We start from the raw sequence: 14,981 nt of genomic DNA, 5'->3' as shown, positions 1-14,981 counted from the left end.
GGTCTACTGCAAGCGGCGGGGTGCGCACAGATCGTGCGCGCACCCCGAAGCAAGCGAGTCTGGTGACGCCTGGCACAAACCCTACTCCTATGCGGGAGCGCCTTCAGCGCGAAGGTGAGAACCCGCGAGTAGCCTCCGCCGGCCCCTCCCGGAGCCCCGGCTGTGGGCCTGTCAGCCGTGCTCGGCGATGTCCTGAAGGACGGCGATCATGGTGCGCACCGGGACACCCGTACCGCCCTTGGCGGTGTAGCCCCACGGCGCCGACGTGTTGAACGCCGGGCCGGCCACGTCCACGTGCGCCCAGGCCACGCCGTCGGCGACGAACTCCTTCAAAAATGTTGCGGCGGCGAGCATTCCACCCCACCGGTTGTTGGTGACGTTCGCCAGATCGGCGACCCGCGAGTTGAGGTCGGCGCGCAGTTCCGGCGGCATCGGCATCGGCCAGCCGTTCTCGCCGACCTGCTGGCTCAGCGCGGCGACGCGGTCCCGGAACTCCGTGGTGCCCATGACCCCCGGCGTGCGCGTGCCCAGCGCCACCATCTGCGCGCCGGTCAGGGTGGCGGTGTCGATCAGATAGTCCGGCTCGTCCTCGCAGGCGCGCACGATCGCGTCGGCCAGGATCAGCCGGCCCTCGGCATCGGTGTTGAGCACCTCGACGGTGATGCCGCCGTACTGGGTGAGCACATCGCCGGGGCGCTGCGCGGTGGCCGAGGGCATGTTCTCGGCCATCGGGACGGTCGCGGTCACCGCCACCGGAAGATTCAGCCGGGCGGCGGCGATCACCGTGGCCACCACAGCGGCCGCGCCGCCCATGTCCGAGGTCATCTGGTCCATGTTCGCGGCGGGCTTGATCGAGATGCCGCCGGTGTCGAAGGTGATGCCCTTGCCCACCAGGGCCACCGAGGCGGCGGGCTTGGCCGGCCGGTGACTGAGCCGCACCAGGCGCGGCGGCCGCGACGAGCCCTGCCCCACGCCGACGATGCCGCCGTAGCCGCCGTCGGCCAGCGCCTGCTCGTCGAGCACCTCCACGTCCAGGCCCGCCGCGGCGCCCGCGGCACGGGCCCGCTCGGCGAACTCGGCCGGGCACAGCACATTCGGCGGGGTGTTGACGAAGTCACGGGCCAGCGCCACCGCCTCGGCGGTGATGACCGCCTGGGCCAGCCGGGCCTTGGCCTCCTTGGTCTTGGCCGGCACCAGCAGCGAGACCGCGGCCGGCGCCGACGTGGCCGGCGCCGACTTGGCCGAGCGGAACTCGTCGAAGCGGTAGCCGCCCAGATAGGCGCCCTCGGCGGCCGCAGCGAGGGCGGCCTGCGGGTCCTCGCCGGCGGCGGCGAGCGTCAGCACCACGGTGCCTGCGCCGTCGAGGGCGCGCACCGCGTTCCCGGCGGCCTGCCGGATCCCGTCGTCGGTGACCGCGTCCGCGCCGCCCAGGCCGACGGCGAGCACCAGTCGCACCGGCAGCGAGGACGGGGCCGGCAGCCGGTGCACCTCGCCGGCGGCGCCGGTCGCCCCCAGCGCGTGCAGGCCCGCGGCGAGCGCCTCGGCGGTCTCGTCGTCGACGAGGTCCTCGCCGGTCACCAGGGTCGGGGAGGACGCACCCTCAGCGGTCCCGGAGTCCCCGTTCGCGGGGGTCAGCAGGCCGATCACCAGGACGTCGTCGTCCTTGGCGAGGGCGGTGGTCAGGTCGATGCGCGGACCGCGGCTGCGGTCGAGGAAGTCGTTGCTGCTCACGACAGTCAACTCTGCCACACCGGCACACCGCGGCCGGGGAGTCTCGGCGGCCAGGACCGGCTACCGTGGCACTCATGACTGAACTGCTCGCCGGACCGATCGCCGACCGCCACACCGCCCTGGGTGCATCCTTCGCCGAGTTCGGCGGCTGGAACATGCCCGTCTCCTACGAGGGCACCGCCGCCGAGCACAAGGCCGTCCGTTCGAGTGTCGGGCTGTTCGACGTGAGCCACCTGGGCAAGGCACTGGTCGCCGGACCGGGCGCGGCCGACCTGGTCAATGCGACGCTGACCAACGACCTGAACAAGATCACCCCCGGAAGGGCGCAATACACCCTGTGCTGCAACGCATCCGGCGGCGTGATCGACGACCTGATCGCCTACCTGGTGAGCGACGACGAGGTCTTCCTGGTCCCCAACGCGGCCAACACCGCCGCCGTCGTCGCCGCCCTGGCCGGTGCCGCCGGCGACTCGGTGACGGTGACCGATCAGCATCGCGACTACGCCGTCTTCGCCGTGCAGGGGCCGCAGTCGGCCGCTGTGCTCGACGCCCTCGGGCTGCCCAGCGGCATGGAGTACATGGCCTTCGCCGACGCCGTCCTCGACCCGGAGGGTGCGGCCCTGCCGGTCCGGGTGTGCCGCAGCGGCTACACCGGCGAGCACGGCTACGAGGTGCTGCCGCGCTGGTCCGATGCGGGTGCGGTCTGGGACGTGCTGATCGCTCAGGTCGGCGAACGCGGCGGCCTGCCCTGCGGCCTCGGCGCCCGTGACACCCTGCGTACCGAGATGGGCTATGCGCTGCACGGTCACGAACTGTCCGAGGACATCACCCCGGTACAGGCCCGCAGCTCCTGGGCGGTCGGCTGGAACAAACCCGAGTTCTTCGGCCGCGACGCCTTGCTGGCCGAGAAGCAGGCCGGGCCCGCCCGCCGCCTGTACGGGCTGCGCGCGCTCGGCCGCGGCGTGCTGCGGGCCGGCTGCACCGTGCACCTGTTCCCGGGCGGCGAGCAGATCGGCGAATGCACCTCCGGGACCTTCTCGCCGAGCCTGTCGGTGGGCATCGCGCTCGCCTTCCTCGACACCCTGGCCGGGGTCAAGCCGGGCGACGAGGTGAGCGTGGACGTGCGCGGACGGGCCATCGCCTGCGAGGTGATCATTCCGCCGTTCGTCGAGAGTCACGTCTGACGTCCGGCCGGGACGCGCCGGAAACTCGCTTGTGACGCGGCGCTACTCTAGAGCAATGACCTTGGAGTTCGTCCGCACCGACCATCCGCAGCCCGTTCCGGAGAATCGTCGAGCCGAGATTCTGCAGGCTCCGGGCTTCGGCAACTACTTCACCGACCACATGGTGACGGTGGACTTCGACCGCGAACGCGGTTGGCATGCGGCGCGGGTCACCCCGTACGGTCCGATCGCGCTCGACCCGGCCGCCATGGTGCTGCATTACGCGCAGGAGATCTTCGAGGGCCTCAAGGCCTACCGGCAGCCGGACGGCAGCATCGCCGCGTTCCGGCCCGAGGCCAACGCCGAGCGGTTCCAGACCTCGGCACGGCGACTGGCCATGCCCGAACTGCCCGTCGACGACTTCGTCGGCTCGCTGCGCGCGCTGCTCGACATCGACAACGCCTGGGTGCCCGGCGCCGGCGGCGAGGAGTCGCTGTACCTGCGGCCCTTCATGATCGCCACCGAGCCCAGCCTCGGCGTGCGGCCCGCCGACCACTACCGCTATGTGCTCATCGCCTCGCCGGCCGGTGCGTACTTCTCGCGCGGGGTCAAGCCGGTGAGCGTCTACCTGTGCACCGAATACGTGCGCGCCTCGCCGGGCGGCACCGGCGCCGCCAAGTTCGGCGGCAACTATGCGGCCTCGCTGCTCGCGCAGGCGCAGGCCGCCGAAGAGGGCTGCGATCAGGTGGTCTGGCTCGACGCGCTCGAACACCGCTACATCGAGGAGATGGGCGGCATGAATCTGTTCTTCGTCTACGGAAAGGGTTCCGACGCCCGCCTGGTCACCCCGGAGCTGTCGGGCTCGCTGCTGCCCGGAATCACCCGGGACTCGCTGCTGACCCTGGCCGCCGACGCCGGCTATCCGGTGGAAGAACGCAAGATCAGCACCGACGAGCTGCGCGACGGCGTCACCTCCGGTGAGATCAGCGAGGTCTTCGCCTGCGGCACCGCTGCCGTGATCACCCCGGTCGGCCGGGTCAAGAGCGCCACCGACGACTACCTCGTCGGCGACGGGGAGACCGGCGAGGTGACCCGGGCGCTGCGCGACACTCTCACCGGCCTGCAGCGGGGAACCTTCGCCGACACCCACGGCTGGATGACGACCCTGCACCCGTAAGGGCATCCGTCCACGCACCTTCGCTCGGGTGAGCTTTCGATCGACCTTCGTTCGACTCTGCCGGGCTGCGGTTCGCGGACTTATTCTGAGTTCGCTGCCTGGGCTGAGTGCGCGAACTGGAAATTGCGCAGCGGCGTGTGTCGTGTGGGGCGCGCGGGTCGATTCCGCCTCGTCGCTAGACGAGCAGGATCACCAGGGCGGCGGCCGTGGACAGCTCGATGACCGCGCCGAGGACGTCGCCGGTGATGCCGCCGAGCCGGCGGGCGCAGTGGCGGGTCAGCAGCCAGGTGCCGGCGCAGGCGGCGGCGAGCGCGGCGAGTGCCGTCACCGCCGGAGTCGGCGCGAAGGCCACCGGGGCGATCGGCGCGTCCAGCCAGCCCGCGGCGAGCGCCGCGGCGGCGGTGAACCCACACCACACCGCGATCGAGAAGCGCTGAGTGCCGGCCACCAGGGCGCCGAAACCGTCCGGGTTGGCCGACGACAGGCCGCGGCGGCAGGCGAGCACCACCATCACCCGGCCGATCAGCACCGCCAGCACCACGGCGTACCAGCGGTGCGCGTCGACCAGCGCGGCCAGGCACAGGGCCTGCAGCACCAGCACCAGCACCAGCGCCGCCGCCCCGAACGGACCCACGTCGCCGCTGCGCATCACCGCGCGGACCCGCTCCGGATCGCCGTAGCAGCCCAGCCCGTCGACGGTGTCGGCCAGCCCGTCCAGGTGCATGCCCCGGGTGCTCAGGGCGAGTAGCACCACCAGCAGCACGCCGATCACGGTCGACGGCACGGAGGTGTGTGCGAGGCCGAAAGCCGCTGCGGCGGCGGTGATCCCGAGGAGCAGCCCGACGACGGGGACGGCGGCGATCGCCGCGCCGCCGGTATGCCGGTTCCAGGCGTGCTGCGGCTGGGGGAGCGGTAGGACGGTGAGCCAGGACAGCGCAGACCACAGCCCGGTCAGCGGGCCGGCCGGTGAGCGGTGGTCAGTCGCCATCGGCGACGCCGGCCTCGGCGAAGGTCGCCATATCGGCCAGCACGTCGACGGCCGCCGCCACCACGGGCAGTGCGGTCACCGCCCCGGTGCCCTCGCCGAGCCGCATCGACATGTCGACGATCGGGGTGAGTCCGAGCTCTTCGAGGGCGAAGCCGTGCGCCGGCTCGGTGGATCGGTGTCCGGCCTGCCACCAGGCCGTCGCGCCCGGCGCCAGCTCGTTGGCGAGCAGGGCGGCGGCCGTGACCACCAGGCCGTCGAGGATCGCGGGCGTCTTGCGCACCGCGGCCTGCGCCAGGAATCCGGCCATCGCCCCCAGATCGGCTCCGCCGACCGCGGCGAGCAGGGAGAGCGGATCGTGCCGATGCCGGCGGCCGTGCCGCATGCCGTCGCGGATGGCCGCCGTCTTGCGCTTCCAGCCCTCGTCGTCGACTCCGGTGCCGCGGCCGACCACCACCACCGGCTCCTTGCCGGTGATCGTGCCGACGATCACCGCCGACGGGGTGGTGTTCCCGATCCCCATGTCACCGGCGATCAGCAGATCCGCACCCGCATCGATCAGCCGATCGGCGATCCGGCGGCCGGCGGCCACCGACTGACGGGCCTGCGCCAGCGTCATCGCGGCGCCGCGCCGCAGATCCCCGCTGGACCGGCACACCTTGTAGGCGGCCACCTGCGGATCGGGGTCCTCGCAGTCCACCGACATGTCCACCACGTGCACGGTGGCACCGGCCCGGCGCGCCAGGACGTTGACCGCGGCGCCGCCGGCGGCGATGTTCGCCACCATCTGCGCGGTCACCTCCGGCGGGAACGCCGAGACCCCGTCGCGGGCCACCCCGTGATCGCCGGCGAAGACCACCACCTGCGCCGCGCGCAGCGGGCGGGGCGGGCACAGACCCTGACAGGAGCTCACCCAGACGCCCAGCTCCTCGAGTCGGCCGAGCGAACCCGCCGGCTTGGTCAGCGTCAGCTGGCGCGCGCGGGCCGCATCGGCCACCTCGTCGTCGGGCAACTCCACCGGCGCGAAGACCTCCGCATCGGTGGGGTCGACGTCGGCGCCGGAGCCGAGGAGTCCGGCGGGCACAGCAGCGGCGGGCACGGCAGCGGCGGGCACAGAGGCCGCGGGCACAGCGGTCTCGGGTATAGGGGTCTCAGGCACGGGGGTCGCGTCCACGGGGGACGGCCCGGACGCCGGAGCGGGCTCGGTGGCGGGCTCCGGCTCCGCGGGCGGCGAGAGCGGTTCGTCGGCCGGCGCGGCCGAGGACGCCAGGACGCGTCCGGCGACCACCAGTTCGAGGCGCTCGCAGGCGCGGGCCACCGAACTGTTGGTGATGCCCAGCAGGTCCTGGAACCGGCGGCCGGCGGCGGTGTCCGGGACCACCGACATGCCCACCTCGTTGCTGACGATCACCAGGTCGCCGCGGAATTCGGCGACGGCCGCGCACAGCCGGCCGGTCGGCTCGGCCAGATCCACCGACCGGTCCTCCCAGCCGCCGAGTTCGTCGAGGAGCCGGGTGACCCAGTTGCCCAGATCGTCGATGACCGTGGTCACGTCCGGGTCGGCGCGCAGCTCGTCGGCCAGCGCCAGGGTCTCGACGGTGCGGTAGCGGCCGTCCCGGCGCGCGGTGTGCCGGGCCAGGCGCTCGTCCCAGTCGGCGTCACCGGCCCCGGCGGGCCGGCCGGTCGCGAGATAGCGGACCTGGGCCGCACCGGCCACCAGCTGCTCGGCACGCGTGGACTTGCCCGATCGGGTGCCTCCGAGGATCAGTGTGCGCATCGCGGGCGTCAGACCGCCTCGCCCACCGACACCCGGGGCCGCGGCGCGCGCATCATGCGCAGCTGCATGGCCCGGGTGAACGCGTAGAAGCCGAGCCGGAAACCGGTGTCGGTGGTGTCCGGATAGCGTTCGCGCACCCGCTTGTTCACCAGCCGGCCCAGGATGATCGAGTCGATCACCATCAGGACCACGAAGAGCAGCATGGCGATGTTGATGAAGAAGGCCATGTTGGGCATCAGCATCGCGACGATCAGCAGTACCGCGAACGGCATGAACAGGCCCGCGAAGTTGCGGCGCGAGTCGACGATGTCACGCGCGAGGGCGCGGACCGGGCCGCGGTCGCGGGCGATCATGTACTTCTCGTCGCCGGCCATCATCTTCTCGCGCTGCTCGGAGCGGCGCGCGCGCTGTTCGGCGGCGAGCTCCTTGCGCTCGCTCTTGCTGAGCTTGTTCTTCAGCTCCTTCTTGCGGGCGCGGGCCTCGGCGCGGGTGGTGGGCGGCGGCGCCACCGGACCGCGGCGCGCACGCTCGGCGTCACGGCGCTTGGGGGTGGGACGGCCCTTGCCGGGGGTGGTGGCACCGCCGCGCGGCGCACCGTCCTGTTCGTCGTCGTTCCCGGCCTGCGCGGAGGTGTCCTCGGTCTGCGGTTCTGCGGGCTCGTCGGAGCCGGATGTCCTGCGCAACTTCACACCACGAGGGTAGGCGATCGGCCGCGGGCAGCGGGCGTGCGGTCCCTATACTCCCGCCCATGACGACGCGGCGGCGAGTGGCGATCATGCCCGATTCCTTCGGCGGAACGCTGAGCGCCGCCGAAGCGGCCTCGGCGATGGCGGCCGGCTGGCACCGGAGCCGGCCGCAGGACACCCTCGTGCTCGCTCCCCAGTCCGACGGCGGACCGGGCTTCCTCGAGGTCCTCGCCACCGCGCTGCGGCGGCCGCTGCACGCCGCGACGGTGACCGGACCGCTGGGCCGGCCGGTGACCGCGCAGACCCTCCTGCACGACGGGACCGCCTACCTCGAGGCCGCACAGGCCTGCGGATTGCACCTGCTCGACGGCCCGCCCACCCCGGACACGGCGCTCACCGCCGGCAGCGAAGGGGTCGGCGAACTCATCGAGCTCGCGCTGCGGGCCGGTGCCGGCCGGATCGTGATCGGCCTGGGCGGGTCCGCCTGCACCGACGGCGGCCGCGGGATGTGCGGGGCGCTCGGCGGGATCGGCGCCGCCCGCGACCGGCTGGCCGGGGTGGAACTGATCGCCGCGAGCGACGTGGACAATCCGCTGCTCGGGCCCGCCGGGGCGGCCGCGGTCTTCGGCCCGCAGAAGGGCGCCGACCCGCCGGCCGTCGCCGAACTCGAGCAGCGGCTGACCGGCTGGGCGCGCGAACTGCAGGAGAACACCGGGGTGACGGTGCAGGACCTGCCCGGTGCCGGGGCGGCCGGCGGACTCGGCGCCGCCCTGCTGGCCTGCGGGGCGCGCCGGGTCTCCGGCGCCGCTCTGGTCGCCGAACTCAGCGACCGGCGAGCGCAGATCGCCGCCGGCGACCTGGTGCTCACCGGGGAGGGCCGGCTCGACGCGCAGACCCTGCGCGGCAAGCTCGTCGCCCAGGTGGCCGCCGAAGCCGCCGAGGCCTGGGTGCCGGTGCTGGTGCTGGCCGGCCAGGTGGCCCTCGAGCCGGCCGCCTGCCGCCGCCTCGGCGAGGTCTTCTCGCTCGCCGAGTTCACCGGCTCGCCGCAGTCGGCGCTGGCCGGCGCCGAAGCGGCACTGGCCGATCTCGCCGCGCACATCGCCGCCTCCCGCCCGCCGGGTGACGACGCCGACAGCACGGCACCGGTGCGGGAATAGGCGCGGGCGCGGTACCGTTGACACCAGAGTCCGCCTACGCAAGCCGTCCGACAGACTCGCAGACTCGACCGCACTGCCGGCAAGGGTGCACTGTCAGTAAGGAGCACAACCAATGACCACAGCCAACGAGACCACTGCGACCGGCGTCGTGCTGACCGATTCGGCAGCAGCGAAGGCCAAAGGCCTGCTGGATCAGGAAGGCCGCGACGACCTGGCGCTGCGCATCGCCGTTCAGCCCGGCGGCTGCGCCGGCCTGCGCTACCAGCTCTTCTTCGACGACCGCAGCCTCGACGGCGACCTGGTCTCCGAGTTCGGCGGCGTCAAGCTGGCCGTCGACCGGATGAGCGCCCCGTACGTGCAGGGCGCCACCATCGACTTCGTCGACAGCATCGAGAAGCAGGGCTTCACCATCGACAACCCGAACGCCACCGGCAGCTGCGCCTGCGGCGACTCGTTCAACTGACACGCAGCGTTCCGCACAGCGGAGCGGTGTGAGGCCGTCCACCCCGTGGGGTGGACGGCCTCACGCGTTCACGGACCGATATGTTGGACAGATGTTCACTGCCGTATGCGGGTCGCTGGCGACCGACCACCTGATGAAGTTCCCCGGAAAGTTCTCCGAATCGCTGCTGAGCAACCAGCTCGAGCACATCTCGCTGAGCTTCCTCGTCGACGATCTGGTGGTGCGCCGGGGCGGCGTGGGCGGCAACATCGCCTTCGCCATCGGCAGTCTGGGCGAGCAGCCGCTGCTGATCGGCGCCGCCGGCCAGGACTTCGCCGACTACCGGGCCTGGCTGACCGAGCACGGCGTGGACTGCCGCGGGGTGGCCGAGTCGACCACCGCGCACACCGCCCGGTTCATGTGCACCACCGACGAGACCATGGCCCAGCTGGCCTTCTTCTACCCGGGGGCGATGAGCGAGGCCCGTGACATCGACTTGCCCGCGCTCTTCGCCGAGACCGGCACCCCGGATCTGGTGCTGATCGGCGCGGACGACCCGGACGCGATGGTCCGGCACACCCAGACCTGCCGCGACCAGGGCATCGCCTTCGCCGCCGACCCGTCCCAGCAGCTGGCCCGGCTCGACGGCGACACCGCCCGCAGCCTGATCGACGGCGCGAAGTACCTGTTCACCAACGAGTACGAGTGGGGTCTGCTGCAGCAGAAGACCGGCCTGTCCGAGGCCGAGGTGGCCGCCATGGTCGGCACCCGGATCACCACGCTGGGCAGCAAGGGCGTCGACATCATCGGCGACGGCGAACAGCTCCACGTCCCGGTGGTGCCGGTGCGCGACGCGCAGGATCCGACCGGGGTGGGCGACGGCTTCCGGGCCGGATTCCTCACCGGCCTGGCCCGAGGCCTGCGCTACGAACGGTCCGCCCAGCTCGGTGCGATGGTCGCGACCCTGGTCCTCGAATGCGAATCCACCCAGGGCTGGACCTGGGATGTGGAGTCGGCGAGTGAGCGCATCAGCGAGGCCTACGGCCCGGCGGCCGCCGCCGACATCCGCGCCGTCCTCTAGACCGGTTCTGAGAACCCCGTCGGCACCGTGAGCCCGGCGGGTGCACCGCAGGAGCGGGGGAGCGCGACGCCCGGGCCGGCTACAGCCGCACCGGGTAGTCGCGCTCCTCGATCTGCGGGACGATGGTGCCGTCGACGAAGATGCCGTACCAGATCATGAAGCACAACACCGTCCAGATGCGGCGGCTGTTGTCGACCGTGCCGGCCCGGTGCTCGTCGAGCATCTGCAGCACGAAGGCCTTGTCGACGATGTGATCGGTGTCCGAGGCCGCGATCAGCTCACGCGCCCAGTCGTACATCTCGGTGCCGGCCAGCCAGTGCCGGATGGGCACCGGGAAGCCCAGCTTGCGCCGGTGCAGCACATGCGGCGGCACGATCTGCTCGAGCGCCTTGCGCAGCGCGTACTTGGTGGTGCCGTGGGCGATCTTCTCGTCGAACGGCAGCTGCTCGGCCACCGCGAAGACCTCCTTGTCCAGGAACGGCACCCGCAGTTCGAGCGAATTGGCCATGGTGATCTTGTCGGCCTTGACCAGGATGTCGCCGCGCAGCCAGGTGAACAGATCCAGATGCTGCATGCGCGCCACCGGATCGAGTCCCTCGCTCATCGCGTAGATCGGGGCGGTGACGTCGGTGTGCCGCCACTCGGGCCGGTAGTCGCGCAGCACCCGGCGCAGCCGCTCGTCGTCGAAGCTGCGCGCATTGCCGTAGTAGCGCTCCTCGAGGGTCAGTGAGCCGCGGTGCAGCAGACTCTTGCCGCGGGTGCCCTCCGGGATCCGGTCGGAGAGCTTGCCGGCGAGGCGGCGCAGTCCGGGTCCGAGACGGTCGAAGGACTTCAGCGAGAGCGGCTCCTTGTAGATGGTGTAGCCGCCGAAGAGCTCGTCGGCCCCCTCGCCGGAGAGCACCACCTTGACGTGTTTGCGGGCCTCGGCGGCCACGAAGTACAGCGGCACCAGCGCCGGGTCGGCCACCGGATCGTCGAGGTACCAGATGATCTTCGGCAGCGCCTCGATGAACTCGGCGGGGGAGACCACCTTGACCACGTGCCGGGCGCCGATCGCCTCCGCCGACTCGGCGGCCACGTCGATCTCCGAATAGCCGTCGCGCTCGAAGCCGGTGGTGAAGGTGATCAGATCCGGGTTGTGCTGGATGGCCAGGGCCGCGATCGCCGTCGAGTCGATGCCGCCGGAGAGGAACGAGCCGACGGTGACGTCGGCGCGCATGTGCTTGGCCACCGAGTCGCGCAGCACGTCGGCGATCTGATCGTAGCGGGCCTGCTCACCGGGATGGGCGAACGGCCGGACCGCGAAGCGGGGCACGAAGTAGCGGGTGGTCTGCGGGGCCTGTCCGGGGCGCAGGGTGGCGTAGCTGCCCGATTCGAGCCGGCGGATCCCGGCGTGCAGCGACTCGGGTTCGGGGACGTACTGCAGGACCGTGTAGTGCTCGATCGCCCGCGGGTCGAGGCTCTCGTCCAGACCGAGCCTCTCGAGCAGATCGAGCAGGCACTTCTTCTCGCTGGCGAAGGCGGTGCCGCGCGGCCCGTGCGCCAGGTACAGGGGCTTGATCCCGAACGGATCGCGGGCCAGGAAGACCTCGTCGGTGGTGGTGTCCCACAGCGCGAAGGCGAACATGCCGCGCAGCCGGGTGACCACCTCCGGGCCCCAGTAGTGGAAGCCGGCCACGATCGGCTCGCCGTCGCCCTCGGTGGCGAAGACGGCGCCGTGCTTGCGCTGCAGTTCGGCGCGCAGCTCCAGGTAGTTGTAGATCTCACCGTTGAAGACCAGGGCGTAGCGCTCCGGCTCCTCCGGCGGGCCCCAGCGCAACGGCTGATGGGAGTGCTCGATGTCGATGATCGAGAGCCGGTTGAAGCCGAGCACGATGTGGTCGTCGTGCCAGGTGCCCGTCTCGTCGGGGCCGCGATGGCGCATCCGCTCGGCCGCAGTGGCGATCAGATCGGCGGAGGAGCCCGCCGAGGCATCGCTGGTGAGCATTCCGAGCAAACCGCACACGTTTCCACTGCCCCTTGCATGATCGGGAAGGTTGTCCGCGGCGTCCGGACAGACGTCGCGCGCGCGTCCACTATGCCGCAGAACGGCCGGGTGAGGCGAACGGGGACCGCGCCGACGCGCCGTCCGGCGCGTCGCCGGAGGGGGTGTCGGCCCAGCGTGCGCCCGTCGGTGACACGTGCGCCAACCCCAATCGCGATCAGTTCGCCGTGTTGGTCTACGCTGCGTAGTACATGGTGCGAGAATGACGGGGTGAGTCTCGACTCGACGGTCGGTGATCGAGCGGCGGTCATTCTCGGACCCGGCAGCTCCCTGTCTCCCAGGAAGGCGTGAAATTGACACACGGTGGACGTTCGTCGGCCCGGCGCGGCGCCAGCCCGTCGCGAACGGTCAAGCGACTCGGTGCACTCGCTGCGCTCGCCGTCATCGCCCTGGTCACCTCCGGGTGCAGTGCGGATGAGGCCATGCGCTTCGGCTGGCCGGAGGGGGTGACTCCGGAAGCCCACGATATGCGGCAGTTCTGGCAGTGGTCGGTCATCGCCGCGCTCGCGATGGGTGTGCTCGTCTGGGGTCTGATCTTCTGGACCATCACCTTCCACCGCCGCAAGCGCGGCGGCGGCCTCGAAGAGGACTTCCCGCGCCAGACCGGTTACAACGTGCCGCTGGAGCTGGCCTACACGGCCATCCCGTTCGTGCTGATCGCCGTGCTGTTCTACTTCACGGTCATCGTGCAGAGCAATGTCGAGGAGAAGAAGGACAACCCGGCGGTCGTCGTCGACGTCACCGCGTTCCAGTGGAACTGGAAGTTCGGCTACAACTCGGTCCGCCTCGACGGTGACGTCGAGGGTCAGGGCGAGCAGGTCATCTCCTCCTCGGAGGCGACCAAGGGCAGCCCCTTCGACCTGCAGGTGCCGGACTACCACGAGCACGACGGCGAGAAGATCGACATGTCCGGCCCGGCCGGCGGCCGCAACGACGACGTCCGCGACTACCTGACCTTCGACAAGGTCGAGACGATCGGCAGCTCCTCGGAGATCCCGATCCTGGTGCTCCCGGTGGACACCCGCATCGAGTTCCGGCTCGCCGCCGCCGACGTGGTCCACTCGTTCTGGGTTCCCGAGTTCATCTACAAGCGCGACGTGATGCCCTTCCCGGAGCAGAACCACCAGGATCCGGTCTTCCAGATCAGCAAGATCGATCGCGAGGGCGCCTTCGTGGGCCGCTGCGCCGAGATGTGCGGCACCTACCACGCGATGATGAACTTCGAGGTGCGCGCGGTCAGCAAGGAGACCTTCGCCGACTACATCAAGCTGCGTAAGGCTGCCGCCGACAAGGGCGAGACGATGACCAACGCCGAAGCCCTGCAGGCCGTCTGCCAGGTGCCCACCTCGGTCGTCACGCTGCCGTTCGACACGCGCCGCGTCTCCAACCAGGACGCCCCGAAGACCATCGGTGACGCGAACAACACGGCCATCGCCGGTTGCACCACGGAAGGTGGAAACAAGTGAAGATCGAAGCCCGCCTCTTTGAGATCATCGCCGCGTTCTTCCTGATCATGGGCGTGATCTACACGGTCTGCACGTTCTACTACCGGACCGGTGTGGAATGGGCCGGCGCGGCCTGCCTGTTCTTCTCGGCCGGCCTGTCGCTGATCGCCGGCACGTACTTCCGGTTCGTGGCGCGCCGGGTGGAGATCCGCCCGGAGGACTACGACGACGCCGAGATCGAAGACGGCGCCGGCGAGCTGGGCTTCTTCAGCCCGCACAGCTACTGGCCGATCGTCATCGCCGGCTCGGCCGCGCTCTTCGCGGTGGGCTTCGCCACCTCGAACTTCTGGTTCGCGGTCGGTGCCGCCGGCTTCATCGTCGCCGGCGTCTGCGGTCTGGTCTTCGAGTACCACGTGGGACCGGAGAAGCACTGAGCCGAGCGTCACCACGAGCTCTCCCGCCGCCCCGGACGTCCGCGTCCGGGGCGGCGTCGTCGTACCGGCGGGCATCTGAACGGGACCGCCGACCCATCGGCCGTCCCGGCGTCACCTGGAACACTATCTGGACAAGTGTCTGGTCCAGTGTTCGATTCTGCGCTAGCGTAGAGCCATGCCCAGCAATGCGACTGCTCAGGAAGCCACCCGCCGACGGTTGACCAGCCAGCAGGCGGAGACGGTCGCCAAGCTGACCGCGGCAGCCGTGGACGTGCTGCGCGAGGACGGCTACGACGGTCTCACCGTCCGGTCGGTGGCGGGCCGGGCCGGAGTCGCACCGGCCACCGCCTACACCTACTTCTCCTCCAAGGGACATCTGGTGGCCGAGGTCTTCTGGCGGCGCCTGGTCGACGGCGTGCCCGAGCCGGATCCCGCACTGCCGCTGATCGACAGGGTCTCCGGCGTGCTGCGCAGCGTCTCGCTGGTGGTGGCCGGTGAGGGCCAGCTCGGGGGAGCGGTCACCGTGGCGCTGCTCGGCGCCGATCCGGACGTCGAGCACCTGCGGCTGCGCGTCGGCGGTTTCCTGCGTCAGCGGCTCGCTCAGGCGGTCGGAGTGGACCCCGCCGATCCGGGCCCGGTGGTCGACGCCCTGGAGATGCTGTACTCCGGGGGACTGGTGCACGCCGGGATGGGCCACCTGAGCTACGAGCAGACCGCCGACCGGATCATCGCCGCTGCACAGCTGGTGCTGGCCGGCGCAGACGTGTCCGGACACGCCTGACACGCCTGACACGCCTGACACGCCGTTCGCCCGAGCCCGGTAGCCACCGGCACCACCGGCGCCGTGCGCCGGGTACGA

The 14,981-nt window shown here is 71.2% G+C and carries 13 protein-coding genes; 8 read left to right on the top strand and 5 right to left on the bottom strand.

The annotated features are described in order from the left end of the window. Positions 1-171 precede the first annotated feature (171 nt). Entirely contained in the window at positions 172-1,731 is a 1,560-nt protein-coding gene (locus ACJMNC_RS11505) for a leucyl aminopeptidase (protein ID WP_408948091.1), read from the bottom strand. Positions 1,732-1,805: 74 nt separating this feature from the next. Between ACJMNC_RS11505 and gcvT the strand changes: the two genes are divergently transcribed. Next, positions 1,806-2,915, top strand: a complete 1,110-nt coding sequence (gene gcvT, locus ACJMNC_RS11500) for a glycine cleavage system aminomethyltransferase GcvT (protein ID WP_408948090.1) — start codon at positions 1,806-1,808, stop codon at positions 2,913-2,915. Between the two features lie 55 nt (positions 2,916-2,970). Continuing rightward, positions 2,971-4,071, top strand: coding sequence for a branched-chain amino acid aminotransferase (locus ACJMNC_RS11495; protein ID WP_408948089.1), 1,101 nt, complete (start codon positions 2,971-2,973; stop codon positions 4,069-4,071). Between the two features lie 175 nt (positions 4,072-4,246). Here the strand turns inward: ACJMNC_RS11495 and ACJMNC_RS11490 are convergent, their stop codons facing one another. From ACJMNC_RS11490 to ACJMNC_RS11480, 3 genes are read right to left on the bottom strand one after another with little or no spacing between them, the layout of a single operon-like run. After that, positions 4,247-5,059, bottom strand: a complete 813-nt coding sequence (locus ACJMNC_RS11490) for an adenosylcobinamide-GDP ribazoletransferase (protein WP_408948088.1) — start codon at positions 5,057-5,059, stop codon at positions 4,247-4,249. Further along, positions 5,049-6,833, bottom strand: coding sequence for a nicotinate-nucleotide--dimethylbenzimidazole phosphoribosyltransferase (gene cobT / locus ACJMNC_RS11485; RefSeq protein WP_408948087.1), 1,785 nt, complete (start codon positions 6,831-6,833; stop codon positions 5,049-5,051). Before cobT ends, ACJMNC_RS11490 begins: the two co-directional genes overlap by 11 nt. Positions 6,834-6,841: 8 nt before the next feature. Beyond that, positions 6,842-7,522 (bottom strand): DUF3043 domain-containing protein, encoded by a 681-nt coding sequence (locus ACJMNC_RS11480; protein WP_408948086.1) that lies wholly within the window; start codon positions 7,520-7,522, stop codon positions 6,842-6,844. A 59-nt stretch (positions 7,523-7,581) separates the two neighbouring features. On the opposite strand from ACJMNC_RS11480, the gene ACJMNC_RS11475 reads away from it, so the two are divergent. The 3 genes from ACJMNC_RS11475 (at position 7,582) to ACJMNC_RS11465 (ending at position 10,199) form a co-directional block, all read left to right on the top strand. Then, positions 7,582-8,676: a glycerate kinase gene (locus ACJMNC_RS11475; protein ID WP_408948085.1), complete on the top strand. Its 1,095-nt coding sequence runs from the start codon at positions 7,582-7,584 to the stop codon at positions 8,674-8,676. Between the two features lie 112 nt (positions 8,677-8,788). Continuing rightward, on the top strand, positions 8,789-9,139 hold the full coding sequence (locus tag ACJMNC_RS11470; protein ID WP_408948084.1) for a HesB/IscA family protein: 351 nt from the start codon (positions 8,789-8,791) through the stop codon (positions 9,137-9,139). A gap of 91 nt (positions 9,140-9,230) precedes the next feature. Further along, positions 9,231-10,199, top strand: a complete 969-nt coding sequence (locus ACJMNC_RS11465; RefSeq protein WP_408948083.1) for a carbohydrate kinase family protein — start codon at positions 9,231-9,233, stop codon at positions 10,197-10,199. Between the two features lie 79 nt (positions 10,200-10,278). Here ACJMNC_RS11465 and asnB read toward each other — a convergent pair whose 3' ends face one another. Further along, a complete protein-coding gene (gene asnB, locus ACJMNC_RS11460; RefSeq protein WP_408948082.1) occupies positions 10,279-12,204 on the bottom strand; it encodes an asparagine synthase (glutamine-hydrolyzing) in 1,926 nt (641 codons plus the stop codon). Between the two features lie 326 nt (positions 12,205-12,530). Between asnB and ACJMNC_RS11455 the strand changes: the two genes are divergently transcribed. The 3 genes from ACJMNC_RS11455 to ACJMNC_RS11445 all read left to right on the top strand — a co-directional run bounded on the left by ACJMNC_RS11455 (position 12,531) and on the right by ACJMNC_RS11445 (position 14,903). Beyond that, on the top strand, positions 12,531-13,709 hold the full coding sequence (locus ACJMNC_RS11455; RefSeq protein ID WP_408948081.1) for a cytochrome c oxidase subunit II: 1,179 nt from the start codon (positions 12,531-12,533) through the stop codon (positions 13,707-13,709). Continuing rightward, on the top strand, positions 13,706-14,122 hold the full coding sequence (locus ACJMNC_RS11450; protein ID WP_408948080.1) for a cytochrome c oxidase subunit 4: 417 nt from the start codon (positions 13,706-13,708) through the stop codon (positions 14,120-14,122). The genes ACJMNC_RS11455 and ACJMNC_RS11450 overlap by 4 nt, the downstream gene beginning before the upstream one ends. Positions 14,123-14,297: 175 nt before the next feature. Beyond that, positions 14,298-14,903 carry a TetR/AcrR family transcriptional regulator gene (locus ACJMNC_RS11445; protein WP_408948079.1) on the top strand — a complete coding sequence of 202 codons (606 nt, stop codon included), beginning with the start codon at positions 14,298-14,300 and terminating at the stop codon, positions 14,901-14,903. Positions 14,904-14,981: the final 78 nt, after the last annotated feature.

The organism is Gordonia sp. VNK21 (genome assembly GCF_046098115.1).
In the GTDB taxonomy this organism is placed as follows: Bacteria; Actinomycetota; Actinomycetes; order Mycobacteriales; family Mycobacteriaceae; genus Gordonia.
The sequence above is the reverse complement of the archived record's forward strand: the minus strand, read 5'-3'. Positions and strand labels throughout refer to the sequence as shown.